27 protein-coding genes and 1 pseudogene are annotated in these 25,441 nt (G+C 30.5%); 1 reads left to right on the top strand and 27 read right to left on the bottom strand.

Going from position 1 to position 25,441, the window contains the following annotated elements; translation table 11 throughout:
- The 22 genes from ACWCL1_RS08695 to ACWCL1_RS08590 all read right to left on the bottom strand — a co-directional run.
- A partial coding sequence (locus tag ACWCL1_RS08695) for a helix-turn-helix domain-containing protein (RefSeq protein ID WP_454546523.1) occupies nucleotides 1-378 on the bottom strand: 378 nt, incomplete at its 3' end.
- A gap of 374 nt (nucleotides 379-752) precedes the next feature.
- Nucleotides 753-2,060, bottom strand: coding sequence for an FAD-dependent oxidoreductase (locus tag ACWCL1_RS08690; RefSeq protein ID WP_454546522.1), 1,308 nt, complete (start codon nucleotides 2,058-2,060; stop codon nucleotides 753-755).
- Nucleotides 2,061-2,070: 10 nt separating this feature from the next.
- Complete coding sequence (locus ACWCL1_RS08685) at nucleotides 2,071-3,372, bottom strand: arsenic transporter (RefSeq protein WP_454546521.1); 1,302 nt, start codon at nucleotides 3,370-3,372, stop codon at nucleotides 2,071-2,073.
- 12 nt (nucleotides 3,373-3,384) lie between these two features.
- Complete coding sequence (locus ACWCL1_RS08680; RefSeq protein ID WP_454546520.1) at nucleotides 3,385-4,377, bottom strand: permease; 993 nt, start codon at nucleotides 4,375-4,377, stop codon at nucleotides 3,385-3,387.
- Between the two features lie 13 nt (nucleotides 4,378-4,390).
- The gene (locus tag ACWCL1_RS08675; protein ID WP_454546519.1) at nucleotides 4,391-4,654 is read right to left on the bottom strand and encodes a thioredoxin family protein; all 264 of its coding nucleotides are present in this window, start codon (nucleotides 4,652-4,654) and stop codon (nucleotides 4,391-4,393) included.
- Nucleotides 4,655-4,673: 19 nt separating this feature from the next.
- Nucleotides 4,674-4,928, bottom strand: coding sequence for an ArsR/SmtB family transcription factor (locus tag ACWCL1_RS08670; protein WP_454546518.1), 255 nt, complete (start codon nucleotides 4,926-4,928; stop codon nucleotides 4,674-4,676).
- Nucleotides 4,929-5,167: 239 nt separating this feature from the next.
- On the bottom strand, nucleotides 5,168-5,743 hold the full coding sequence (locus ACWCL1_RS08665) for a tyrosine-type recombinase/integrase (RefSeq protein ID WP_454546517.1): 576 nt from the start codon (nucleotides 5,741-5,743) through the stop codon (nucleotides 5,168-5,170).
- 280 nt (nucleotides 5,744-6,023) lie between these two features.
- Complete coding sequence (locus tag ACWCL1_RS08660) at nucleotides 6,024-6,407, bottom strand: hypothetical protein (protein WP_454546516.1); 384 nt, start codon at nucleotides 6,405-6,407, stop codon at nucleotides 6,024-6,026.
- A 53-nt stretch (nucleotides 6,408-6,460) separates the two neighbouring features.
- Nucleotides 6,461-7,030 carry a hypothetical protein gene (locus ACWCL1_RS08655; protein ID WP_454546515.1) on the bottom strand — a complete coding sequence of 190 codons (570 nt, stop codon included), beginning with the start codon at nucleotides 7,028-7,030 and terminating at the stop codon, nucleotides 6,461-6,463.
- A 14-nt stretch (nucleotides 7,031-7,044) separates the two neighbouring features.
- Nucleotides 7,045-8,184 (bottom strand): phage tail tip lysozyme, encoded by a 1,140-nt coding sequence (locus ACWCL1_RS08650; RefSeq protein WP_454546514.1) that lies wholly within the window; start codon nucleotides 8,182-8,184, stop codon nucleotides 7,045-7,047.
- Nucleotides 8,185-8,186: 2 nt separating this feature from the next.
- The gene (locus ACWCL1_RS08645; RefSeq protein WP_454546513.1) at nucleotides 8,187-10,136 is read right to left on the bottom strand and encodes a CD3337/EF1877 family mobilome membrane protein; all 1,950 of its coding nucleotides are present in this window, start codon (nucleotides 10,134-10,136) and stop codon (nucleotides 8,187-8,189) included.
- A 63-nt stretch (nucleotides 10,137-10,199) separates the two neighbouring features.
- Nucleotides 10,200-11,927: an ATP-binding protein gene (locus tag ACWCL1_RS08640; RefSeq protein WP_454546512.1), complete on the bottom strand. Its 1,728-nt coding sequence runs from the start codon at nucleotides 11,925-11,927 to the stop codon at nucleotides 10,200-10,202.
- A complete protein-coding gene (locus ACWCL1_RS08635; RefSeq protein WP_454546511.1) occupies nucleotides 11,917-12,402 on the bottom strand; it encodes an antirestriction protein ArdA in 486 nt (161 codons plus the stop codon). Before ACWCL1_RS08635 ends, ACWCL1_RS08640 begins: the two co-directional genes overlap by 11 nt.
- Entirely contained in the window at nucleotides 12,386-12,820 is a 435-nt protein-coding gene (locus ACWCL1_RS08630) for a TcpE family conjugal transfer membrane protein (protein ID WP_454546510.1), read from the bottom strand. Before ACWCL1_RS08630 ends, ACWCL1_RS08635 begins: the two co-directional genes overlap by 17 nt.
- Before the next feature lie 14 nt (nucleotides 12,821-12,834).
- On the bottom strand, nucleotides 12,835-13,086 hold the full coding sequence (locus ACWCL1_RS08625) for a TcpD family membrane protein (RefSeq protein WP_454546509.1): 252 nt from the start codon (nucleotides 13,084-13,086) through the stop codon (nucleotides 12,835-12,837).
- Complete coding sequence (locus tag ACWCL1_RS08620) at nucleotides 13,079-14,059, bottom strand: conjugal transfer protein (RefSeq protein ID WP_454546508.1); 981 nt, start codon at nucleotides 14,057-14,059, stop codon at nucleotides 13,079-13,081. The genes ACWCL1_RS08625 and ACWCL1_RS08620 overlap by 8 nt, the downstream gene beginning before the upstream one ends.
- Nucleotides 14,056-14,685 carry an SAP domain-containing protein gene (locus tag ACWCL1_RS08615; protein ID WP_454546507.1) on the bottom strand — a complete coding sequence of 210 codons (630 nt, stop codon included), beginning with the start codon at nucleotides 14,683-14,685 and terminating at the stop codon, nucleotides 14,056-14,058. Before ACWCL1_RS08615 ends, ACWCL1_RS08620 begins: the two co-directional genes overlap by 4 nt.
- Nucleotides 14,686-15,164: 479 nt before the next feature.
- Nucleotides 15,165-16,355 (bottom strand): replication initiation factor domain-containing protein, encoded by a 1,191-nt coding sequence (locus ACWCL1_RS08610; protein ID WP_454546506.1) that lies wholly within the window; start codon nucleotides 16,353-16,355, stop codon nucleotides 15,165-15,167.
- A gap of 302 nt (nucleotides 16,356-16,657) precedes the next feature.
- Nucleotides 16,658-18,046, bottom strand: coding sequence for an FtsK/SpoIIIE domain-containing protein (locus tag ACWCL1_RS08605; RefSeq protein WP_454546505.1), 1,389 nt, complete (start codon nucleotides 18,044-18,046; stop codon nucleotides 16,658-16,660).
- Nucleotides 18,047-18,056: 10 nt separating this feature from the next.
- The gene (locus ACWCL1_RS08600) at nucleotides 18,057-18,446 is read right to left on the bottom strand and encodes a DUF961 family protein (RefSeq protein WP_454546504.1); all 390 of its coding nucleotides are present in this window, start codon (nucleotides 18,444-18,446) and stop codon (nucleotides 18,057-18,059) included.
- A 3-nt stretch (nucleotides 18,447-18,449) separates the two neighbouring features.
- Nucleotides 18,450-18,752: a DUF961 family protein gene (locus ACWCL1_RS08595; RefSeq protein WP_454546503.1), complete on the bottom strand. Its 303-nt coding sequence runs from the start codon at nucleotides 18,750-18,752 to the stop codon at nucleotides 18,450-18,452.
- A 60-nt stretch (nucleotides 18,753-18,812) separates the two neighbouring features.
- A complete protein-coding gene (locus tag ACWCL1_RS08590; RefSeq protein WP_454546502.1) occupies nucleotides 18,813-19,769 on the bottom strand; it encodes a hypothetical protein in 957 nt (318 codons plus the stop codon).
- A 254-nt stretch (nucleotides 19,770-20,023) separates the two neighbouring features.
- On the opposite strand from ACWCL1_RS08590, the pseudogene ACWCL1_RS08585 reads away from it, so the two are divergent.
- Nucleotides 20,024-20,448 (top strand): annotated as a pseudogene (locus tag ACWCL1_RS08585) (YjdF family protein).
- 111 nt (nucleotides 20,449-20,559) lie between these two features.
- Here the strand turns inward: ACWCL1_RS08585 and ACWCL1_RS08580 are convergent.
- The 5 genes from ACWCL1_RS08580 to ACWCL1_RS08560 all read right to left on the bottom strand — a co-directional run.
- Entirely contained in the window at nucleotides 20,560-20,853 is a 294-nt protein-coding gene (locus ACWCL1_RS08580) for a hypothetical protein (protein ID WP_454546501.1), read from the bottom strand.
- A gap of 850 nt (nucleotides 20,854-21,703) precedes the next feature.
- Complete coding sequence (locus ACWCL1_RS08575; RefSeq protein WP_454546500.1) at nucleotides 21,704-22,711, bottom strand: cation diffusion facilitator family transporter; 1,008 nt, start codon at nucleotides 22,709-22,711, stop codon at nucleotides 21,704-21,706.
- Nucleotides 22,698-24,212, bottom strand: a complete 1,515-nt coding sequence (locus ACWCL1_RS08570) for an MFS transporter (protein WP_454546499.1) — start codon at nucleotides 24,210-24,212, stop codon at nucleotides 22,698-22,700. The genes ACWCL1_RS08575 and ACWCL1_RS08570 overlap by 14 nt, the downstream gene beginning before the upstream one ends.
- A gap of 10 nt (nucleotides 24,213-24,222) precedes the next feature.
- The gene (locus ACWCL1_RS08565; protein WP_454546498.1) at nucleotides 24,223-24,723 is read right to left on the bottom strand and encodes a MarR family winged helix-turn-helix transcriptional regulator; all 501 of its coding nucleotides are present in this window, start codon (nucleotides 24,721-24,723) and stop codon (nucleotides 24,223-24,225) included.
- A gap of 203 nt (nucleotides 24,724-24,926) precedes the next feature.
- Nucleotides 24,927-25,441: IS30 family transposase (locus tag ACWCL1_RS08560; RefSeq protein WP_454546497.1), on the bottom strand; the 515-nt coding region annotated here is incomplete at its 5' end.

The raw sequence follows: 25,441 nt of genomic DNA, 5'->3' as shown, positions 1-25,441 counted from the left end.
AATCTTATCGGCAATCACTTCTCCCTGTTTAACCGTATATTTATCTGCTCGGGGTAAAGTTTTACTTTCCTGACGCTGATCCGCTAACGCTTGAGCTAAACTAGCATCGTAGTGATAATTATGAAACCTTTTGGGCAATTTACGTTGCTTCGTGGAATGATAATCTTGAAAACGTTGCACCCGCCGAATTTCACGGTTAATCGTCCATTCCGGACGATGTAAAATGCGGGCAATTTCTGCCATATTATGAAGATGTGCTTGATTCCAAAGGACATCAATTTGACACCGTTCATAATAAGTCAACGGGTGATGAAAATGTGGATTAGCATGAATCAACATATATTCCGTCAACGGATCATAATGAGCTTTCAACTTCAAACACCTTGCTTTCTAATAAATTAAAAAACCAACTTCAATAATTAATAATGATAAAATTATTGATTATTATAAAAAAGGGGTTATTTAAAATCAATCATATATAATAAAATTTGCCGGTTAATATTATCTAATTTTAATTTCAAATAAGTTAAAACTCTTTTTTTTACTAATATAGTTTAATAAATTTATCATAAGAACACTATTATAAGTTAATTAATCAAACAAGCATAGATTAATAATCAAGTTGGTAATAATAAGTAATAAAAAAAGAGACTATATTAGTCTCTTTATAGATTTAAATTTATAATGTTTTTCTTAGGCCAATTTTAAGCTAACATTCCCCACTAGTATTAACTGCTTACAGAGACTTTCAATTAATATCCTTGCGCCTTTTGCACTACCTGCTGGATCGGATCCCATGGTGAAGAAATTGGTGGTGTATAAGATAAATCTAAATCTAGTATTTCATTAAGAGTCATTTGTCTTTGAATGGCAGTTGCTAATACATCTAATCGTTTTCCTATTTGACTTGAAACATTGCCCACCATTTGAGCACCTTTAATTTGTTTTTGTTTATCAAAAATGATTTTAATCTTCATTTTTTCTGCATTAGGATAATAACTATTTTTGTCATACACTGTAGACGTTACTTCGTTTAAACTATTATCATCTTTGATAGATAATCCTGTTCTTGCTAAAACTAAATTTTTAAACTTTACAATCTGTGTTCCAATAATCCCATTAAAAGATTTCTTTAAGCCAAGTGCGTTAATTGCGGCAATTCTTCCCTGCTTATGAGCAGTAGTTCCTAAAGGCAGATATTTATAACCTAATAATTGATGTTTAGTCATTGCCACATCTCCAGCAGCGTATACATCTGGAAGTGTAGTTTCCATAAAATCATTTACCTTTACGGCATTGCTTATCCCAATCTCTGCTCCCGCTTCTTCTAATAAAAAACTGTTAGCTTTTACACCAATAACAATAAATACCGCATCAAAGATTTGAGAATTACCCTTCCATGATATTTGTGTATGCTCTGCATCAATTGGAATTAACGCATCAATCGTTGTGTTAGTAATAACTTTAGTGCCTAAACTAACCATCTTATCATGAACTAAACTACTAAATTCCTCATCAAAATTCGATAAAATTTCCTTTCCTCTTTGAAAAAGAGTTACCTCTTTTCCTTGAGTAAGTAGTCCTTCAGTTAGTTCAGTTCCTATATATCCGGCACCGATAACCGCTACTTTTTTAATTTTTTCATTAGTTTTAAAGTATTTCTTTATATCAAGATAGTCTTGCATGCTATGCAATTTAAAAATATTTTTCGCTGAAATATTGCCTAGATCATTAGCTACCGCTCCTGTTGATACAATTAACTTATCATATTCAAAAAACTGACTATCAGTTTTTACTAAATGATTTTCTGCATCAATTGCTCTAACTACTGTATTTTTATATACTTCAATGCCTTTTCTCTTTAAATCAATATCTGTATAATGAACTAATTGTTCATCCTGAACTGTTCCCTTAATTGCATATGGCAAACCACAAACAGAAGTACTTAAAAAAGAATCTGCTAATAAAATTTTCACATTGACTTTAGGATCAATGTTTTTACATGTTAGAGCTGCCGAAACCCCAGCATCACTACCACCTATAATTAAAATATTTTTCATCTTATTTCTCCTAAAAAATAACTAAACTTATATATAAACCACATAAAGTAACAAATAACACTGGAATTGTTAGTACTATACCTATTTTGAAATACTTTTTCCATGAAATATCTATTCCTTTTTGTTTCAAAACATGTAACCATACTAATGTAGCTAATGATCCAATCGGAGTTATCTTCGGTCCTAAATCTGCTCCCACAATATTAGCATATACTAAAATTTGTTGTGCCAAAGTACTTGTATTGACCGCTTTTATAGAGAGAGCATTAATTAAAGTTGTCGGCATATTATTCATAGTTGCTGATAAAATAGCGGACAAGAACCCCATACAAATTGTAGATAGAAACTTTCCTAAGTAAGTAATTTTCGTAATTAACATTGAGAGTAATGTAGTTAATCCAATATTTTTCAGTCCAAATACAACTACATACATTCCAATTGAAAATACTACAATATTCCATGGAGCACCTTTTATAGCCTTTGAAACATCAATACTCTTTCTTAACTGCGCAATCACAATAAAGATAAAAGCAATACTCAAAGCAATGAACGAAACCGGAATATTATAGAAACTACTAATGAAGTATCCTAATAACAATAATGCAAGTACTACCCAAGATATTTTGAATAGAAATGGATCTTTGATTGCTGATTTAGGCTTATCCAGTACCTCTATTTCATATTTTTGTGGAATCTTTTTCCTAAAGAAAAGATACAATACTGTAATACTTGCTAGTAAAGAAAAGATATTAGGCAACCACATTTTTACCGCATATTTTATAAAAGAGATATTAAAGTAATTAGCAGAAACAATATTTACTAAGTTACTAACTATCAAAGGCAACGATGTTGCATCTGCAATAAATCCACTTGCAATAACAAAGGGAAAAATTTCATCTTTGTCAAAATTCAAGGCTTTAACCATCTCTAAAACAATCGGAGTTAAAATCAACGCTGCTCCATCATTTGCAAATAATGCTGCAACACACGATCCTAAAATGATAATTGCAATATATAGCGTAATTCCATTACCTTTTGTCCAACGCGCAACATGCAGTGCCGCCCACTTAAAAAATCCAATTTCATCTAAAATTAATGAAATTAAAATTATGGCAACAAACGATAATGTCGCATTCCATACAATGCCAATAACTGTTCCTACATCTTTTAAACTAACAATTCTAAAAACTAATGCAGCTACTGCTCCTATAGTCGCTGACCAGCCTATAGACAACCCTTTAGGTTGCCAAATAACAAAAATCAAAGTAAGTACAAAAATAACTACAGCTAAAAAAGCATGCGTATTAATCATTCATTTTTACCTTCATCCTAAAATTAAATTAAATCCAAAACCTATCAGAATAATTCCAATTGTTCCAATAATTATAAAAGTTGCTAATAATTTTTTCTTTAAAACTTTTTTTAGCATAATTAATTCCGGTAAAGATAACATTGTGACTGCCATCATAAACGCAATCAAAGTACCAATTGGAACACCTTTAGCAAATAAAGCAGATGCAATTGGAATTACTCCAAAGACATCTGCGTACATTGGCACACCAACAAGTACTGCTAAAATAACTGAAAGTGGATTATGATTTCCCAAAACTGATTGAATAAAGCTAGCTGGAATCCAATCATGGATAATAGCACCAATACCAACTCCAATTAAAATGTATGGCCATACCCGCCCTACAATATCTTTCACTTGAGATACTCCTAAATGAACTCGATTACTCCATTTTAACTGAGAATCATCTACTTCATCTTCCACCTGAATATCTCGAATATAGTCTGCTATTTGGTCTTCCATATGCAAATGTTTTATTATTATTCCACCAATAATCGAAAATATTAATCCTACAATAATATAACTAACAGCTACTTTCATTCCCATAAAAGATGCTAGTAATATTAGTGAAGCAATATCTATCATCGGTGAAGCAAACAAAAATGAAAACGTAACTCCTAAGGGTAATCCACTTGATGTAAATCCAATAAAAATTGGAATACTTGAACAACTACAAAATGGAGTTATTCCTCCTAAACAAGCTCCAATAATATTCCCACCAATGCCATTTACACGACTTAAAATTCGTTTGGTTTTTTCTGGTGGAAAATATGATTGAATAATACCCATAATAAATACTAAAACAGACATTAAAATAAATATTTTTATCGTATCAAATAAAAAGAAATGCAACGAACTAACGATTCGATTAGTATGAGATAGATTTAGTACTTCATACAATAACCAATTAAAAAATCGACTTAACCACAACATTCTAAAAATATTATTTGTAATCCAAGTAAACATGCTTTTACCTCAGTTAAAGAAGATTATTCTTTTTAAAAATTTTTACTATTTCTTCCGGAGATAACAACTCACCTTTAGCCATCACTTTCCCATTAACTAATAATGCTGGCGATGACATAATGCCTAATTGTGCCATAAGTACGGGATCAGTTACATATTTAAATTGTTTATTTTCTAAATTAGCATCTTTAATTGCCTGTTTTGTATTTTCTGCCAATTTTTTACATTTTGGACAACCAGTTCCTAAAACTAAAATATCAATATCATTTACATTCATTTTTAAATCCTCCTAATTTTTAATTTATTTTGTTAACAAACTTAACTATTTCATCGAATTTTTCTTTATTCACCGTATAGTAATGAGATCTTCCTTTTTTATTATCAAGAATCAATCGTGCAGTTACTAAAATTTTCATATGATGAGAAATCGTTCCTTGAGATGTTTCAAAGACATCTGCAATTTCACATCCACAAATATTAGGATTATTAGCTATTAACTGTACAATATCAATTCTTGTTTGATCTGATAATGCTTTAAAAATTTCTATCAAAAAATACACCTCCTTATTTTTAATATAATACTACTATACTTATATAAGTGTCAATGTTTTCTTGCAGATAAGAAGCAATAAAATCAACTCATCTGTTTTATATATTAAAAAATAAATTCTTCTGATAAAATTTATTATTAGAGTTCCTACTAAGTTATATAATTTTTCAATCATATCAATAATTTAATCTCATTTTTGAACATTACATAAACTAAAAAACATATATTTAAATAATGTTATTATTTAAAATCAATTGTATCTAACAAAGCTTGTTGATTAATATCATCTAAGCCTAAATAAGTTAAAGCCCTTTTTTCACTAGTATAATTTAGTAACTTCATTACAAAAGCAATATTATGATATGTTTGTTGGTAAATTTGATAAGCCCACGTTTTACGCATTGTATCTGTACCCAAATAATCTAAATCTAATAAATCACCGACTTTTTGCATGATTTTATAATACTGATGTGGACTTAAAGGTTTATTTTGGTTCTGCATGGAAGGGAATAACCACGTTGAATTAATCTGATAAGTTTCACGCCAAAGGCGATATCTGACTAAATCAACTTCAAGTGGATCTAAATATAACGCAGTTGATGAATTCAAATAAGCATTTAACTTAACTTTTCCGTACTCATCAAAAACATCATGATAATATAAACTAAGGATATCAGGTACACGTAATAAAGTCACTTTACCGACTTGAAAAATCGTATAGTTACGCATTCCATATTTAAAATGATTTAATAATGTATTTTCAACTTGGCTTAAGATCTGCCCATCTTTAATTGGTAAAACTTTTGTCCTTTTCATAAAACACCTTCTTTTAAAAGAAAAAATCGTATCAATTATGATACGATTTCTAATTAAATTAATTCTTTTTTGTGGCTACTCGCCACACTCGCAAGCTGATATCAGCTTGACCATATTACCCCCGCCTTTCAGGAGCGCGGAAAACAAAGGTTTGTTTTCCCGGTCTTTAGGGTCTTTTGTTTTTGCGGTCAAGGGTTGCCTTTTCGCTTCGCTTCAAGCGTAATGCCCCTTGACTCTTAATTTAATCCGTTCAAGCGCTTTGCTTTGAACTTATCCCGCTCTATTTTTTAAGATTATCACTTTCATACAACTTTTTTAAATTACTTACTGGAAGAACTTCACTTGAATCTTCTATACGCATTGTTGTTTTATCAACAATGCATTGATCCGTTATTGTTGAATTTGAATTTTTAGGATAAAATGTAATATTAATTAAATAATCATTTCCTTCATCGGAATAATCATAAATTGAAATTTTCGAATTATTTTTGGTAACTTGCTTATCACCAGTTCTATGTTCTACAGCAAGTACTGCATTAATAGGTTTTTCATAAGTATTTTCTGTCATATAATGTTTAATACCAAAGATTCCCCCAATGATTACAACTATTAAGACAACTAATCCCACAATCCATGCTACAGTTTTCTTCTTTTGATTATTCATAAATTATAACCTCCTTAATATTGAGATTATTATAACATAGTCATTACATTGTTTTAAAAAGCATTTAATTTAGTTATCTTATCTTGTTGCTTATTATATGTGAATTGATAATGGATTGTTTGTTTACTATCCGATTCATTGCTATTGGTTTGCCCTGTTCCGATAAAGACACCATTAATATTATCATTGTCAATGTTTTCTGGTGAAAAATAAATATTGGATTCAACTAAAGTTGAGGAAGCATTTAAATCTTGTAGTTGTTTTTGTGCTTGATTATTTTTTTGATTTCCATTACCACCACCAAAGTATTGAATCACACCTTTAGTTGCGTATTCTTCAGCGGTTTGTTGATTCGCTAGCCAATTATCAGCGTCCCAGTTTTCTAAGTTATTAAATAAGTGTTGCACTGTTTCCTTAGCTTGTGCAAAGTCATTTTGATTATCTTTTTGATCAATTACGACATCTTCACGTTTTAATTTTGCATTCTTCTTTTGTAATTTTTCAATTTGTGAGTTGTGTGTTTGATTATCTTGTTTAAGTTGCTGATTACTATGCCATAAAACCAAACAAAAAACACTTAGTAAACCACAAACAAAAAGCCAAATGTAATTATGTTTCTTCATAAGCTCGTTCCTTTCTAATGATGATATAAATTACTTTTAATTCTGCCATAACAAATACGTGTGATATTACTATAATTGGGATCATTCCTTGGCCAGACTTTCTCTTTGACAATTCCTCTTAACTGTTCATCAATCATTTCTCCATTACCAATGTAAATCCCCACATGACATAACTCACCTTCATCAGCACTATCAAAAAAGACTAAATCGCCAGCTTTGGCGTCCTTTTCACTGACTTCATCGCATGACTGGTGGAACTGTTGTTCCGCTGTTCGTGGTAACGTTACGCCAATCTTGCCAAATGCCCATAAAGTAAACCCTGAACAATCGGTTGCCCCATGAACTGCCTTAGCGGTGGCGATATTATCTAAAGTGTTTGGATTCCCACCATAACTATAATTTTGTGGGACTTTTCCTTCCCATTTATTCGCCCATTTTGATAAGTCATTCCACCATGGATCACTTGGACCTTTTACATCTAATGCCTTACCTGCGTTAGCGTTACAAGTTGCGTTTGTATTCGTAATTTCGGTTGAATTATCATTGGTAGTTGCGGTTTTACTATCTTTAAACTTGTTATACCAGTTGACTGCATTTTTAGCGCGAACATCATTACGGGCTTCTTTACTCCCAGCTCGTTCAAATCTTAATTCCCACTGCACCGCTGCGGTTGCTGGGTCAGTTTGTGATTTAGCGTAATCTCCTAAATTAGCTTTCTCTGCTCCATTGGCTTCTTCATATAAAAACATGATTTGCGCTTGAATGCTATCTGGGTTTTTACCATGTTGTTTGGCAAAATTTTGTTCATTAGTTAAGCGACTACCTAACCATTGACAAATTCCATGCGCGCCTGAATTAGGATTCGTTGAAGTTGGGTTAATTTGTGATTCTTGTTGTAAATTACCAATCACTCCCGCCACGGAAGCTGGCGACCACCCTTTACTAATCAAAAAATCCCATAATTGCTTAGCATTTTTTTCTTGGTCTTGTGAAACGTTGTTTCCTTGTACATTTAGATTATTAGCACAATCAATATCCATGGTCTGTTCTTTGTTATTTGATGAGCCAAACATTGAAATCATCATTACAATTAAAATAATGATCAAAAAGAAAGGTAACAGAGTAATGACTAACCATTTTTTCCAATGTTTCATGATTAATCACGTCCTTCTCGTAAGTCTTCTAAGTGTCTCTGATAATTTTCTTGTTTTTGCCTTTTAGTAATATTATTTAAATCTTCTTGAGCTTGTTTAAGTTGTTGATTATGGCGATTGATTTTAGGCATATTTGGAAAATGTCCTTGTTCAGTTATATTATTTTGTTGTTGATAATGATTTTCGTTATGTTGGTTTAAATTATGTTGATTATTTTCATAGATATTTTGTTGTTCACGCTTAATATTTGGTTGTTTAATGTCATTATGAATTTGCTTTTCTTGGTGTTGATTAATATTGTTTTGTTCTTTATGATAAATTTGTGATCGCTCTTGTTGGCTACGTTCTGTTCTTTGTGGTTGTTGTGTATCTTTTATATGAATAGGTTTCTCTTGATTTTGATTAATATTATTCTGATCCGTATGTTGTTTACCTGCTTTCTGCTGATCCTTAGTATTTGATTTATGATTTTCATTATCTGATTTGTTATCTCCTTTATTTGTATTTACAGTTTCATTTTGTGGTGTTCGTTTTACTTGCTTCATTTTCTCTTGTGCTTCGGAAACATCATTAGTTGTTTCACTTGGCTTGACTCCATTTTTAAAAACTAAAATCCGTTCTTTAACTTTATTTAGTCCGTCTTTACCACGTTCAATCCGGTTATTCCAAGTATGCAATTTTTGTATGGCTTGTTCCTTTTGACTTTGAATCGTTGTAATGACTTGTTTTGAAGTTACCCTATTCAAACGTCCGCCGGTTAGTTTTTGAATAATCTTATTGCGGTTCTTCCATGCAAAAATCAAAATTAAATAAAAGATAAACGCATTTAAAAAATACCCTGATAATGAATTTGGTGGAATAATAATATCAATCACACTTTGACAAAGATTAATTCCTAAAATTGCTAAAACTAATACCGCTTTGGAAATGAATAACATCATTACATCCATTAAGCCTTTAAAGAAACTATCTGAATATTTTGGAATTAAACTTAATAGCGCCATCACTGGTAATAATAAATCTAATAACAAAGCAAAAACCTGTACAGCTAAATTAATAAAACCAACCATAAACAACGGAATACCGTAAGCTAATGAAACTAAGGGTGAAAATAATGTAATCAACACTTTATAATACATATAATCTTGTTTAGTATACTTATTACCGTGTTTACTAATTTTTTTAGCAGTATCTCCCTGATCTTTATCATAATCAGTAGTTAAATATTCATACGGATCTTGTTTATCTTTTTGGACTGCTTCGGCAGTGGTTTTACCATAATTCATTAAATAATATGGTCGTTCAATCGCTTCTTCAAAATAAACTTTACGAACAACATCCGTTGCGCTCGCATTTTTAATCTTTGTAGAATCATCTAAGGTCATTAATTGACTTTGTGCCGTTGTTGAAATAGAATTAAACGTTTTTAACATAAAACTTGAATTTTTAAACCACACCATTGAAAAGCCAACAATAATCAAAGATAATAACACCCGTTTAATCCCATCTTTTTCATTTTTAAACGCAAAATGATAGAATCCCGTAACTACCGCTAACACAAATAAGATAATGCCAAACTTACCAAAGATTGAATCCCACAAGCTCCCCGTTAAATCGGTAACGTGATCAATTAAGTCATTAATCGCATTATTAACGGTGGAAGCGCCAAACATTAGTTTCAACGCATAATCAAAAATCTTATAAATAAAGCGGTTGATTTCCCAGAAGAAGCCGGATAATCCGTTCATAGCATTAAATACTAGCTCAGTTAGACCTGGCTTTTGCATATAAGGATTGAATGAATCTAGTGTCTTTGAAATTTCATTCATGTCATATCCTTGCAGAATATCTTTAACATTATCTGCTTGAATCACAGCCATATTTAGCCATATAAAAAGACCGACAGTTAAAACTACTAGTCCATACTTTAAATATTTATTTCTCTTATTCATTTTCTCACCTACTTTAATCCAACCCGCCCACCGCTTACTTAATTAACTAATAACTGTACTTCATTAATCGTATAATTCTTCACTTGCGGAAGAAGCTGATTTATTAATTGTCTTAAAGGAACTGGTCATTTCATCAAATAAAGAATGTACGGCAATCTTGCCCACACGTCCGTATATATCTCTAAATAGACATTGACCTTTAATCATGTTGGCTAACCAGTTTAGATTTTGTTCATTTACCGGTAACTGTACATGTTGTAAAATTTCTTCTCGTTCAGAAGGTTCATCAAATGCAAATAATACTCCAAATTGACCATGATCTTCTTGATCAGTAATATCAGCGACCGATTGGGTCGCATACAATAACATATTATTTTGTGAACGTCCAACCCGTTTCATCGACTTAAGGATTTTCTTACCGTCTTTAGCTACGTTAAAAATCCATGCTTCATCAAAGACTTCTGCGGTGTACGTATTGGTATCATCAGAACCAAACTTCTCACAAAACTTACCTAAAGGAATCATTAATGCTACAGACTTCTTTTCTAGATCAGAATAATTATCGGGATTATCGCCTTCTTTTGGTAATTCCAATCCAGAAACTTCTAAAATATTAATCCGTTCTTGTAATGAAACCGCATCATTTGTTCCATCAGAAAATCCTAATTGTAAAACTGAATCCGTAACCATTTCATACAACAAATTGCCTGCACCACGAATTTCAGGGTCATCACTCTTTTGTAGAATCTCAATTACATTTAACATACCAACTTTTTGTCCTAGCTCTCTTTGATTGATGACCGTTTTAATCGCCTTTAAGATTGCTGTTTTAGCAGTGTCTTTATCTTTGGTTGAATAAATTTGTTCAATCATCGCTTCGGCAGTATCTTTGGCGTCCGAGCCTTTTAAAAAGACAATCGGATCTAAGACACCCCAATTTTTCTTATCCGTAGCGTCTAAGGTTACATAATGAAAGGATTTTAAATGGTCAACAAATAGCGGGTACTTTTCCTGCATTTCTTGATTCTCAATAACTTTATTAAACCAATGGCGAATTTCTTTTTTCGGGTCAATATAAAGTAATCTGGTTTTCATAAATGACATATAAATAAATAACAACTTAACTAAAAATGATTTTCCTTTACCCGTTTCACCAGTAACGGCAATATGCGGACTATCCGTCTTAGCGCCTTTAATTCCTTTATTAGCAATGGTTGGATTAAATAATACAATCTTTCTGGAAGAATAAATTGATTGTTCTAATGATTGACTTTCTGCCATATCATCAACTCTACCAATATACCAGCCAACGTTATTTCCTAAACGGTTACTCACCGCAAATAAATTTTCCGCAAAGCCTTCGTTATTGGTAACTTGAATCCAGTTTTTCGCTCCTTGAATTGATTGTCCTTGAAGTAGCTGATAAAAAAGTGATAACTGATCAGCATTTGGACGGTAGGCTTCAATTTCTCTTAAGCCTAACCGATTAATTAAACGATCAGACCGTTCTTTAATCTCGTCTTTACTATGACCTGTAATCACAAAGCACGCTAACCACCTTAAAATCGCTTTCCCGTCTTCAATACCTTGATAACGAGTAGTCCCTTTATACATGCTGACTTTAATGTGAAAAGCATTGGAAAAGCGAAAACGTTCATTCATAAAAAATTTTCCAATATACTTTGGCGCTAAGTTTTTAAAGCGTTTGTCTAAATTTAAGGTTTTTTCTACCCACAACATGTATTCAGCTTCTGCCCGTTTTTCATTTAATAACTCCTTTCTATTGCTCAATCATGAAGCCTCCTTTAAGATAAATTCCACCGGAATTAATCTGATAATCTTGTCCTAACTTTTCATAATCAAGATAATATGATAATTTTTCAGGAACTTCGCCATAATAACCATGTTCAATTAAGTAAGTTCCCAGTTCATCATTATCATGAATGTTAGGAAAGAAAGTTAATTTATCTTGATAAGTAGTTAGTACGTCGTACATATCTTTAAACCAACCTTCATCAATCATGGCTTGCGCATTTTCAACAATGTAATCAGGTGCATTATCCATAATGCGTGCCGTTTGGTTTAAGTGATTCAAACTATCATATTCACCAATCGTAAATGGCGCTTCATAATCAGTAATTGCAATTTCACCGTCATCATTAACTTTTAAAGCTTCATAAACCTTTGCTAAATTGGTAGGTAGTTCAAACCAATCTCCGATTTGATTATGAATATTTTCAACATAAACATTAATCGTTCTTTCCATTGTTATTTGCCTCCTTTATTTTGTAATTAAAAGGTTCAAAGACATATTTTTGATCAATATAATTAGTTGCTATATCGTGGCAAATCTTCTTATGTTTTAACTTGTAATTAAAGAAATACTTAATATAATCAAGTAAAAACCACATAATATTTTTGCCGTCTGGTTGTAAGTGTTCAATCACTCTTACCACTAAATAAGGAACGCCTAAATAAAAGGCAATTCCAAAAATTGAGATATAATGATCAATAAAACTAACAAATTGATGAAAAAATAAAAACAGTAACAATAACGTCATTACATAAATACCAATATCTCTTAATTTAATGAAATATGGTAAAGATACATTATTGGTTAGCTGTTTAATCTTAATTGGTTCATTAAAAACATTACGGTAATTGTAAGTCGGATCTTTCTTCATAATGATCAACTCTTTTAACCAAATAACATCTTAAATAAATTAGCAATAGCCGTGAAAACGGTTTGTGGTTCTGTAATTACAAACCAAACTAATCCCGCAAAGACTGCTAAGCCAACGGCTTTACCGATTTGTTGTTTGAAAACATATTTTAGTAAGACAAACACCACAATCATGAATAAAATATCTTTTCCTTGAGTTACCCACCAACTAGTTACGTTATCTAAACTTGGTAACGCTGCACCTAAAACAAACATCATATTATTCATCTGTATTTCCTCCTTGATCATGAATAAATTCATCAACAAAATATGTCCGACTTTGTTGACGAAGTCTTAAAGTTACATTTTCGAGTTGTTGAATATTAGTATTACTATTTTGTAAAGTGATTAAACACTGTACAACTGGATTTTCCTTACTACCATAAACCGTTAAATTCTCCACTTTAACAACCTTAAATTGACCGTTTAAGCCTTCCGGCTTAGCCATTAAAAAGCTCATTTCTTTAGGCGAAGAACTTGCGTATTTATCTAAAAATGATTTCGTAAAATCACTGACGGCAGTAACTGTTTTCGTATGATTATTTTGTTGACTACTATAATTAGTCTTTAAACGTCCGACATGCCCTACGGGGTCAACTGGCTTAGCAAAATAAGGATAACTAACGACCGTAAATTGATGATCCTTTTCTTTAAAGGGAATATTTAAGTAATCTGAATGTTGATAATCTTTTTTATCTTTAGTATGTTGCGTATAATTAACTTGATATTGCGCAACTTTAACACCATTTTGAGTAAACACGCTGTAAAGCGTGGCACTTTCTAAGGTTTGACTATCATCAGAAGCCTTGATTGTTCCGTTTAAATTAGTTGCTAAATACTGTTTTAGTTCCTTATTGCGTTTTTTCATCTCATCAGCATTATTTGGAATATTCATATAAACGCCTAAGAAGTCTTGCATATAATGGTCTAATAACGGGCTATAGGCACTAATCCCGGTTGACGCATTATCTAATTTCTTTTGATAAGTGGAAACTTGCTTTTGGAGTTTTTCATTTTGTTGTTGCACCACACATGATTTAATCCACGCTAAAGTTCCCGAAGAAAAAATAAAAATCATTGCAATTAATACAATGATTTTTGCTGACTTCATCTTCACTTTTTTACGATGAACGGGGATTTTATCAGGTTCACGTTTCTCTTTTTTCTTGAATTCAAACTTACCGAGTTTAATAATTATCATTCCCTTCTTTTAATTAAGTCATTGATTTCTGATTGATACTTTTCTAATAATGAATGATGATAAGCTTTATTAACTTTTTCAGATTTTTTAACTTGTTTCCATAATAAAGAAGCAACCTTTAACCTCTGATCTTTAAATTCTTTGGTTTGAGGGTCAGAATTAAAATCTTTAACAAATTTATTCCACTGATAAGTTTTTTCTTCTTTATTTACAATTATATTATTAGAATCATGCGCTTTTATAAGATCTGCAACCGTAGCATTTACATCATGATTTTGTTCTATTTCACGCATTTTAATTGCCATTGGCTTATTAAAAGAAAATTTACTTACGTTATAATAGTTGCGAAACCATTCACGCGCAACATTATTTAATGAAAAACCTGATTCTAAAATTTTAGTATCTAAAGTAATTTCAGATAAACTTAAATTATTTTTTCTGCTAAAAATGCGCTTTGGTTTAATATCTTGCTCACCATTTAAAAAGCGTTCAATATATTCTTGTAACTCCGCTTTAGTTCCATAGGTTGGTAAATTATATTTTCGACAAATCTCTTGCAATTCAGTTTTATACCAATATTGTGTTCTAAACTTATCAACTGTCATATTTTTGTCAAACATTTTCATCATTATCCTCCAAAGAAAAGATTTTTCTTGCAACTAAAAAAATAAAGTGTAATAATATAGTTGTAATAAAAAAGGAAGACGTACTGGCATACATCTTCCATGAGATCCGTTTAAAGCGGTAGCCAAATTAGAGTTTAATTAATAATTAAACCGTTACTCAGCTAAAGTTGAGTGGCGGTTTTTCTTTGCTTATTTAAAGTGCTTGATCAACTCAATGATCAGTTGCACTAAGGTAATGGTTGCGGTGAAGACCGCAAGCATCAAGCAAAGTGCCTGATAGACAGACACTACCTTCTCCTCCTTTCTTTAGGAGGAGATAGACCAATGAATTCAGCTTTTCATCGGCATCACCTCCCTTCTGGGATTTGAAGGCTACCGCTTTTCAACTTATCTCACTAATTATTATACTAAAAATCACATCTTATCTCAATTTAATCTAGAACTTACGTTCTAAGATTTAATACCTACAAAAAATATTTTTATGAACTGGGATCAAGAATGATCTTAATCATTTTTCTTTGACGTTCTTTTAATTTAGCTTGGCGTAACATACTCCCAACTTCATCACTCCCCAAAGTGTCATCAATCATTTTTAAGGCTTTAATTGTGGGCATAACTTGATAAGATAACCACGCTCTCGTTTTTTCAAAAGTCATTTCTTGCGGTTCAGTTACAAATTTAATTGAACCGACATCGCCTAAAAAAACTTCCCATGGCAGGTAAACGTCCCAGTTACGCTTACTTTTTTTACTTGGTTTTAAGAAAGTAACATAACTTTTAATATAACCAAAAACTAAATTTAATAGTAACTGGTCTTTTTGATCAGTTTCACTTTCTAAAACTTGTCTTACCATATTCTGCGCTCTTTTTCCCATAAAACGTAATTCATACCGATTCTTAATATCAATGTCTTGAGGGTTAAGATGTTTTTGATGTGCTAATTGATAATTCTTCTGGTAAAAGCACATATAAAAATCACTTTGCATTGAACCAAAGTAAAGTGTAATTCCGGTATCATGCTTTTTATCATTATCAGAACATTTAATCCCGCCTTGATAACTGGTACTTTTAAACTTACTGCGATATTCACCTTTGCGCATTTTGTTTAATAAACGTTTTAAAGAAATCGCTTCTTTGTAATCATTGATTGCTAAATCAATGCGAGTAACATTACCATAATGAGCGAGACAATCACTTAAAAAGTCAAACCAACTACGCTTTTGGTGGTTTAAATAGGCTTCAAATTGTCGGCAACCTTGACCAGATAATTCAATCAAAGTTCCCCGTAGATCACCTTGAGCAGATTCATAAACTTTAATCATATCTAGGCTGAAACGGTCAAGATAACCATAACGGTGAACATCTTCATTAACAAAATCTTTTTGTTTAATTCGTAGGATTTCATCAAAGATCACTTTTAAATCATGTGTTGGTAACCTAATTCTTAAATAATCAATCATCACCTCCATTTTGGTATTATGATTAGTTAAATCAATAAAAAACTTTTTAATTTTTTCAAATGTTTTTTTAGTTGTAGTTCCACCTTCTTCAAAACGCTCATATGTCCGTAAAGAAAGGTTGATTTTTCTAGCAACTTGTTTTTGAGTTAAACCTTTATTAAGGCGTAAACTCCTAATATAATTAGCATTCCATTTATTTTTGTTTTTCATTATTTCACCTCGCTTTTTAGAATTTAATTAACGGTCTTGCATAATTAAATAATTTTAAGTATTATATAACTATAACCTCATTCATTTTTAACTTTCTGTATTTAAAAAAAGCTATCATTGTCTATATGATAGCTTTTTTTTAATCATTTTTGGCGGTTTTGAACTTTTAACCCGTCAAATTTAGAATAGTCATAAACGTTGAGATTATCGTATCCGCGCTTGGTTTCAGCGCATGTGTTTTATCCGTGTTACCCCCCTGTTAGCATTCGGGGGTTAAACTTTAAGTGAGGTGCTAACGCACCTCACTTGCCGGCTTCCGCCGTTCGCTGGTCAGTCCCTGACCTCGCTCCGCTGTCGCCTGCGGCTCCCCGCTTCTCGGCGTTCACCGGCAAGCTCTTTAAATAACTCAAAAAAGAAAAGTTTTGACTGACAAAGGGTGCAAAAAATGCCCGGACATCAGCACCACCAATGGAAGCATAGCCCCAACCACGGATATTATCAGGTTGTACCTTATAATCTTTTTCATTCTCACCAAACATCATGGTATAACCAGATGAAGACATTTGACCTAAGGTAACCCGTAATCCGAATTGATCACGCATACCGTCTTCAAAATATTTAGCGTCAGGTCGTTGCATACCCGCAATTAAAAAGAAACCTAATTGACGACCTAACAGAATGATTTGTTTCAACTGACCTAATACTTTAGTCTGCTCTTTATACTCCAAGTTGCTTAAGTAAGCAACATATTCATCAATGAATAAAACCTTCGGTTGCATTCCAAAAGACCGATAATCTTTACCGATTTCACCTGATTCCATTAATTTCTCTTGATACTCTTTTTGACGTTCAACCATGGCTTCATAAAATTCACGAATACATTTTCCAATTTGCCCACTGGTTGCAAAAACTTTTTCTTTTAGAATCGGTGCTTGATCTAGTTGTGATAAATCTGACATTTTCGGATCACAAACATAACAATCAGCACCTAAACCAAGAAAAACTTTGATTAATGATTCTAAAAAGTAAGTTTTACCACCACCGGTAACGCCGGCAATTAAGGCATGCGGAAACTTATTATAGTCCCAGACATAGCCATTCATTAATTCAATCTTGCCATTGTCAGCGTGAATATCTTCAATTTGGATTCGTTTACTAATACTATTAGTATTTAACCGATAGGCTTTATAGCCTTTTTCATCACGCACTTCAAATAAATCACCATAAAGAGCTTGTTCCAATTGTTCGCCAATGTGATTAAATTTATCTTGATTCTTTTGTAAATCCATTGGAAATCTTACGGTTATGATATGATTTTTATATTGATAATAAATTTTAGGGAAATAAATAATCTTCTCCCGCTTTTGATTATTTACCTTTGTTTTAGTTAAATACAATTTATTATCAACGATCATACGTGCTAGTAATTGACGATGTTTGACTCTAGCAAAAAATTTATTTTGACTTTCACTATGTTTATAAACAAATATCGTAATCACTAATCCTAAAACAATAATAATTAACGGTAAAACTATATTTTTAACTGATAAAAAATTGGTAGGACTACGGGCATGTTCCCATAGCATTAATGCAATCCCACCAACTAAAAACGGCAATTCCATCAATAAGCAATACCATAAAATGATATTACGATGAAATTGCCGAATTCTAATGCCTTTCAAATGGAACATTTAATTCACCTTATTTCTTTGTATCCGCTGAATTACTTGGTTTAGTAACCTTATCAATGTTCTTATCTTCTATTAAATCATCAGCAGTAATGCGGATTCCGACACGTGGTAAAAAATTATTATTTGGAATCGCATAATTAGTAAACTCTGGATTGACTAACTTAACTTTTTGACGAAAAGCAAAGTCTTTTTCTACTGTGTCAGCTGGCAAAACTACCGTATAGGCTTGACGTTGAGCAGTTGAAAAAACTTCATACCGCCGATCTTTAATTTCTCCAGTTGGCTCACCGTTCTCATCAGTTCCGATATTTTGCCCCTTACTTTGTAAGAATTGTAACTCACCAAAAGTTTGATTAACATCAACATCTATTCCGTCTTTAAAAGTCATGTATCTTGTCATAATTTATTCTCCTTTCTTCACAATATCTTTTGCACTTAAACGCCAGTAACTAATTGCTCGATTATCACTCGTAGCTTGTCCAGCTGGTTCTAATTTAGGTTCAATTAATTCAACTTCTGTATCGGGAGCAAATGTTTTAGATCCCGCAATCACTGGAATTTGTACTTCTAATAAATCCTTTTGTCGCTCTGAAATCACATTATATTTAACTGCCGTTACACGTCGATTTGTTTTAACTTCTTCACCTTTACCTTGAAATAACAACTTACCAAAAGTAGAAGCTTTTGGGATTAAATATTCATTCATACTTTTCATTCCTTTCTTAAAAATAAATAAAAAAGAGAGCTCTATCTATAACTCTCTTTTTTATTTAAAAATCATTTGTGCAAATTTTGGTCCTAACACATGTAAGGTTGTTAAGAATAATAAAATAGTACATAACCAAACTCCAATTATTAGCTTAAAATTAATTTTCTTACTAGTAATATCCCTTATATATACATAAAAGAAAAATGCAATTATAAATGTCGAAACAGAACCAAATAAGATGAAAAAACTAACATATTTATGGCTACAAACTAATAAAAAAGTAACTAAACTAATCATCAATGTCATTTGATTTAACTTTTTTACACTATATATCTGTTCATTAATATTTAAATTGATTTTAGTATTTTCTAATGAAGTAAGAAATACCATTATATCAATAGAACTGAATGTAATATATGCGTATAATAAACAAATTAATATATTATTTATATCACTTTCATTAAAATTGCCTTTATTATAATGAGTACATATTATTGAGGCGCCTCCAATATAAGCTAAAAAGAACGCTATGGGCAGAAAGATAATAGGAAAAAATATTAATGGTAAAAATCTATCTTTTTTTCTTATAAATTTCAAATGTGAAAAAAAACTAATTAATGGAATAACAATGAAAATTAATAATGCTATTATACGTAAATTATTTAATAGCGGATTATAGATTTTAATATTATTGTTAAATATTGAGAGTATCTCTTCTGAAGGAAGATTAAGTATTATATTTTTGATTAACCCCCAATTACATATTAATAGCAACAGTAAAGCAAAAATATTAACAAGTACTGAAAAACTAAAAGAGACATCAATATGATTTTTAAATATTGACATATAATTTCCTGTCGAGTTTGCTGATTCAATAAAAATATCTCTTATAAATTTATAATACTTAATAAGTATATTTTTAATGAATTGATGCCCACTATAATTAATCTCGTTTTGTAATTCTTGTTTGTAGTATTTAGCACTATATAAATTTTCATTATTTTTATAAAACAAAAACATCATCCTTAAGTATTATTAATAATAAAGATTATAACTCATATAATTTTGTTTTCAAATAGGAAATATCATACTTCTTTATTAAAGGATATATAAATTAAAGACTGATTATGTTAGTCTAAATATATATTTAGAGATAAAAACACAGTTTTGGTTGGTAGTCCAAACACAAACTATTATTTTAATATTTGTCAGTAACCTTCCTCCAGGTCGTCCATTCTCTATCTTATTAAATCTAAGGAGGAATTATCATGACTAACTGCTTGAAGTTAACTATCATTTTTGATGCTCCTTTCTATAAAGGAATCTTTGAAAATCAAATTGATAATAAATATTTTGTTGCTGCCATAAATTTAGGAACATCTGAACCTAAGATTCGTGATATTTATCAACTAATCTTGCAAAGATGGCAAACTATATCTTTTTACACTAATTTAGAAAAATCATCACAGGTTACTAAAAATATCAGCGTAAAAAAATGCAAAAACAAGCTCGCCAAAATAAACACAAAGCTGTAAAATTTCACGGAACTAAGGCACAACAAGTTTTACAAGCTCAACATAATGATCTCAAGTTGCAGCGCAAACAAATACATAGGCAACAACAACTATTAACCAAACAACAACAATTTGAATTAAAACAACTAAAGCGTCGAGAAAAGCATAAAGGACATTAATTATTTCTATATTTTCTTTAGTCATATAATTATAATTTATAAATATAAAAGTCTTTGATTATTTTTAGTATCTTCATTTGATACGATCAAAATATCAAAGACTTTTTATTATTAATTATTTTTCTGATATGCTTCTCTATAACCTTCAAGGTAATCAATGATCTCATGCAGTTTACCATTGAAAAATTTATTAATGCATATCAAAAATTTTAATGGAACAAATTTAAAGCGATTAAATTTATCTGATAATCCCTTTGCATATCCTAATTCAAAATCACTTAACTTATTTCTCATAACATTTTTATATTTATAAGTATAATTGTGAGAATTACATGCTGAATAGGCATTATTATAATCCCCATTTTCATAATGTTTTTTTACATAATCATGAATATTGAATTTCATTATAACTGCTCCTTAAAGTTTAACAATTAGTTCAATTATATCACTTCCTCTTTATAGATTTTCTTTTACGCACTCCCAAATTATTTATAAAAAGCGAAACTAAATGATAGCTTCGCTTTCATTGAAAAATATTCATGTTTTCATAAAATTTTGCTTTAACTTTATTAAATTTTACTATTTTTCACAATCACTCCTTCTAAATCGTAATCTGTAATAATCTGTAACAATTAGTTTTTAACTATTTAATTTTCATATTTAACCGCTCCGGTATTTAAATACCATCATGGCGCTTCGCATATCTTCGATATGTGTAGGTTCACTGACCAACGAGCCTCAAATCAAATCTTAGAGACATAGCACGCACTTATTCTAGTCCATGGCTAACTGTTGAAACAGGTAATCTAACCTGCAGATCCAATTCACAAATTATCGAATCCTTATCTATCCATTTGTCAAAGAACAAACAGTAAAAGGAAACTTAATTTGTAAAATTATCCCTGTTAAATCATGCTACTAAAAAATGAAAATCGTAATTCTTTTTTTCAATACAGGTGGTAATTTTTAAAGTGAAAACCTAAGTTAATACTAAGGTCTAATTCCTTTTACCACCTTTAGAATACGACAGTTGCAAGTGGTGATTTTAGCAATTCTTAAGAATTTATTAACACTGTTGTAACATAATGGCAGTTATATTACATATAATCAAATTATTGTAATCACTTTGTAACTATACTTTAATATTAAAACCACTTTTTAAATGCGACAAAAAAAGAATTGCATTAATTGCAATTCTTAAATCTTTGTTAGGATTGATTTTTTGTCTGTTTGATAACACTTAATTCTACATAAATTAATCCGTCGTTATTCTCTCTGGATAAAAAATAATTTTTGTATCTGACACATGATATCTTTTATTTAACTCTGCTTCAATCTTTTCGGACAAAACAAAAGATTGTTCGATTGTCATAAATTTGCTGACCGTTACTTCAACTTCTACTGTTATTAAGTTACCATTATAATGAGTATAAATTCCTTCAACACTTTTAATTTCTTTGTTATTTAGAATTGTTTTTATATAACTTTTTTCTTTTTTAGGATTAAAATAACCAACTAAATTTAAACTACTTTCTAAAAAAATTTTAAAGCCAGAAAATAAAATATATCCACCAATAATTAATGTAGTTATACTACCTACCCATTTTATATGCAATTTACACATTATTAAAATTGAAATTGCCGTACCAAAACTAATTAAAATATCTCCTAAACTATCCTGAGCTGCTGCAATTAACGAAGAACTTTGATACTTTTTTCCATTATAGTAATTAAAAACATAAATAACTAATATTAAAAAAATTGAAATTACAGCACCTATTATTCCAATTGAATTAGGAATGTTCTGTCTTTTAATGTTTAATAATTCCTGTATTCCAGAAATAAGAATTTTGAATGCTATTTCTACCATTAAAATTGATGTAACTAAAGTAAAAATTGTTTCAAATCTATATCTAGATAATCTTATTCTTTTTTGATTATCTATTTTATTTTGATCACTCACTGGAAATCCTATTAAGCGTATTTCATCTTGATCGCTAGCGATATGAATTCCTATGAACAATAATAAAGTTGATATGATACCTGATAAGTTATTATATGCATCTGCTTTTAAAACTTCAGATTTACTTTTAATAGCTAAAATATATTCAATAATAAAAATTATTAAATAAATGAACATATTGCAAAGTAAATTTATTTTAACTAATTTAAATTGCTTGTTTTGCTTACTTTGTGTTTGGCTCCAATTATCACGTTCTTGTTTTTCATATAAATTTAAGATGTTATTTTTATTTGTCATCATTTTCTATATTCTTCTCATTTTTGATTAAAATAAAACATAAGATTCCAGATATAATAAAACAAATCGCTGTAAATGATAATACTTTATGAATACCTTGATAATAAGCATGTCGTATGATACTAGTAATATCAGGTATTGAATTTAATTTTTTAGCGATCTCCATACCTGCAAATGGTCCTGTTTCCATAATTGTTGTAGAAATATGTTTATTCAAATTACTCAACATTAAACTTTGATTGTAACTATTATTAACTATCAATCCTAATACTACTACCCCTAAGCAGTTACCAAATTGTCTAAATACATTATTTATTCCTGACGCCATTCCCATATCTTTAGTTTCAACATCTAGCAATGCAGCATTTGAAATCGATGGATTAATTCCTGCATTTCCAAGTCCCATAAAAATAAAAGCCGGTATCAAAAATTTCCAATCTAAATGATTTCCTAACATTATATTCATTATAATGGCACCTAATCCTTCAAGAATTAATGAACCACTTGCGATAACACGACTACCAATTTTCCCTATTATATAACCTACAAAAGCTCCTAAAATTAATGGAAAAGCACTAATAATAAGACGTTGTAAACCAACCTCAAGTGGAGAATATCCCATATAATCTTGCATAAGAATTGTTAAATATGTGAAAAATGAAAATAATCCCATTGAAATTGCAAACCCACCTATACATGAGCCTACAAAAGATGAATTTTTAAAAAGTTTAAGATTCATCATTGGATATTTTGTATAGTTTTCCCAAAAAAGAAAAATAATTAATAATATAAATCCGGTAATAATCCACCCACTAACATTTAAACTCCACCAGTTTAAATTAATATTATTTTCTTTATTTATAAGTCCATAAATAAAACAAAATACCATTAATGTACTAGTAACAATTCCTATAAAGTCTAGATGATACTCATGGTTATTATACTTTTCAGTAATATATTTAATACTGATAACAGTTGCAAAAATCCCTACTGGAACATTAATTAAAAATATTGTTCGCCAATTTATATATTGAACTATCAATCCTCCAACAAGAGGACCTACAGATGTTCCAAAACCAAGAATTCCTCCCCATATACCTAAAATAAATGCGCGCTGTTTGCCTTCATAATTATCACCAATTAATGCCATTGATAATCCCAAAATTCCTGCACCACCAACACCTTCTATTCCTCTAGAAATATTTAGAAATAAACTATTAGGTGCTAAAGCACACATTAAAGAAGCAATAGTGAACATAACCATAGAGATAATAAAAAAGGGTTTTTTACCATAAATATCTCCTAATTTACTAATTAAAAGAATAGATACTGTGTATGACAATGTATATGCATTAATAATCCATTGAGTTGCTACATACCCCGTACTAAACTCCTGCTGAATTGTTGGTAATGCAATATTTACAATTGTAATATCTAACATTGCCATAAATACTCCTAAACTAATCGCAATTAGGGCAAACCAATTATTTTGTTCTTTTTTCATATTTACCACCTTATCCCTCAACATCCATATCTTTTAAATGTTTCTGTATATACGTTAAAAACTTAATGATTATATCTAATTCTTTTTCAGAAAATTTAGAATCTATTTTTAATCTTGTTTGCTCATATAATTTTTTTTGCATTTGTTTATGAATTTTTGTAATTGTTTGACCTTTAACAGTTATCTTATAATAAATATTTTTTTTATTATCTGTATGTTGCAATGAATTAACTAATTCTAATTCTTTCATTTTTTTTATTGCACGCGTAATTCCTCCTTTAGTAACACCTAACATCCTTGCTAATTCTGCTCCTGTTAATTCGTTATTATCATCTAATTTATCTAAAATATGAAAAGAAACAACTGATAATTGTGAAATTATATTTTTTTCATATTTGTTTTTTGTATGCTTCATCATCCATTCTTGAGCTCTGGTATTTTTTTTATTACGCTCATTTTGAATTTGTGAAATTAAAATAGTTAATTGATCAATTTTATTACTTTTATTCATAATTAATCTCCTCAAATATTTTTACGCAGGTAAAATTTATATTTCTAAAAAGGTTGATCGTCAACTTTAATTATATTGTTTTATCGTTAACAGTCAACCTTTTTGAATTTTTATTAAAAAAATAACTGACAAAAATATGATTTAAATGTATTAAAAAAAGATTGCAGACAAATGCTTGCAACCCTTAAATCATTTATTAGGATTTATTTTTTATGTATATAGTAATGTTGAATTTTTTTAATTTGTTGATCAAAAGCTTCTTGTGCCGTTTTACCATGTAAAATTTGACGGGGACGTTCATTAATCTCACGGGCGACAACTTGGACATCACGATCAATTAAGCGCTCAAAACTAGTACCCTTCGGAATATATTGACGTAACATGCGGTTACAATGTTCATTCGTTCCCCGTTCTTCTGGTGAGTACGGGTGACAATAGTAGGCTTTAATCCGTAATTCGTACTCTAAACAATCCATAACTTCGTGATTAACAAATTCTGGTCCATTATCAAAAGTCATTGATTTTATAATCCGACACGCATTTGATCCGAAAGACTGCCAAAAACGCTGTAAAACTTTGACAATCGCCCCACCGATCTGTTGTTCAGCGATAAAGCATTGATAGTAACGAGTTTTCCGTTCGGCAAAAGTGACAATCACTTTACGCCCACCCCGCCGGGGAACGACACAATCAACTTCCCAATGACCAAAATATTTAC

This window comes from Ligilactobacillus sp. LYQ135 (assembly GCF_053711055.1).
This window is presented reverse-complemented; position numbering and strand designations above follow the sequence as displayed.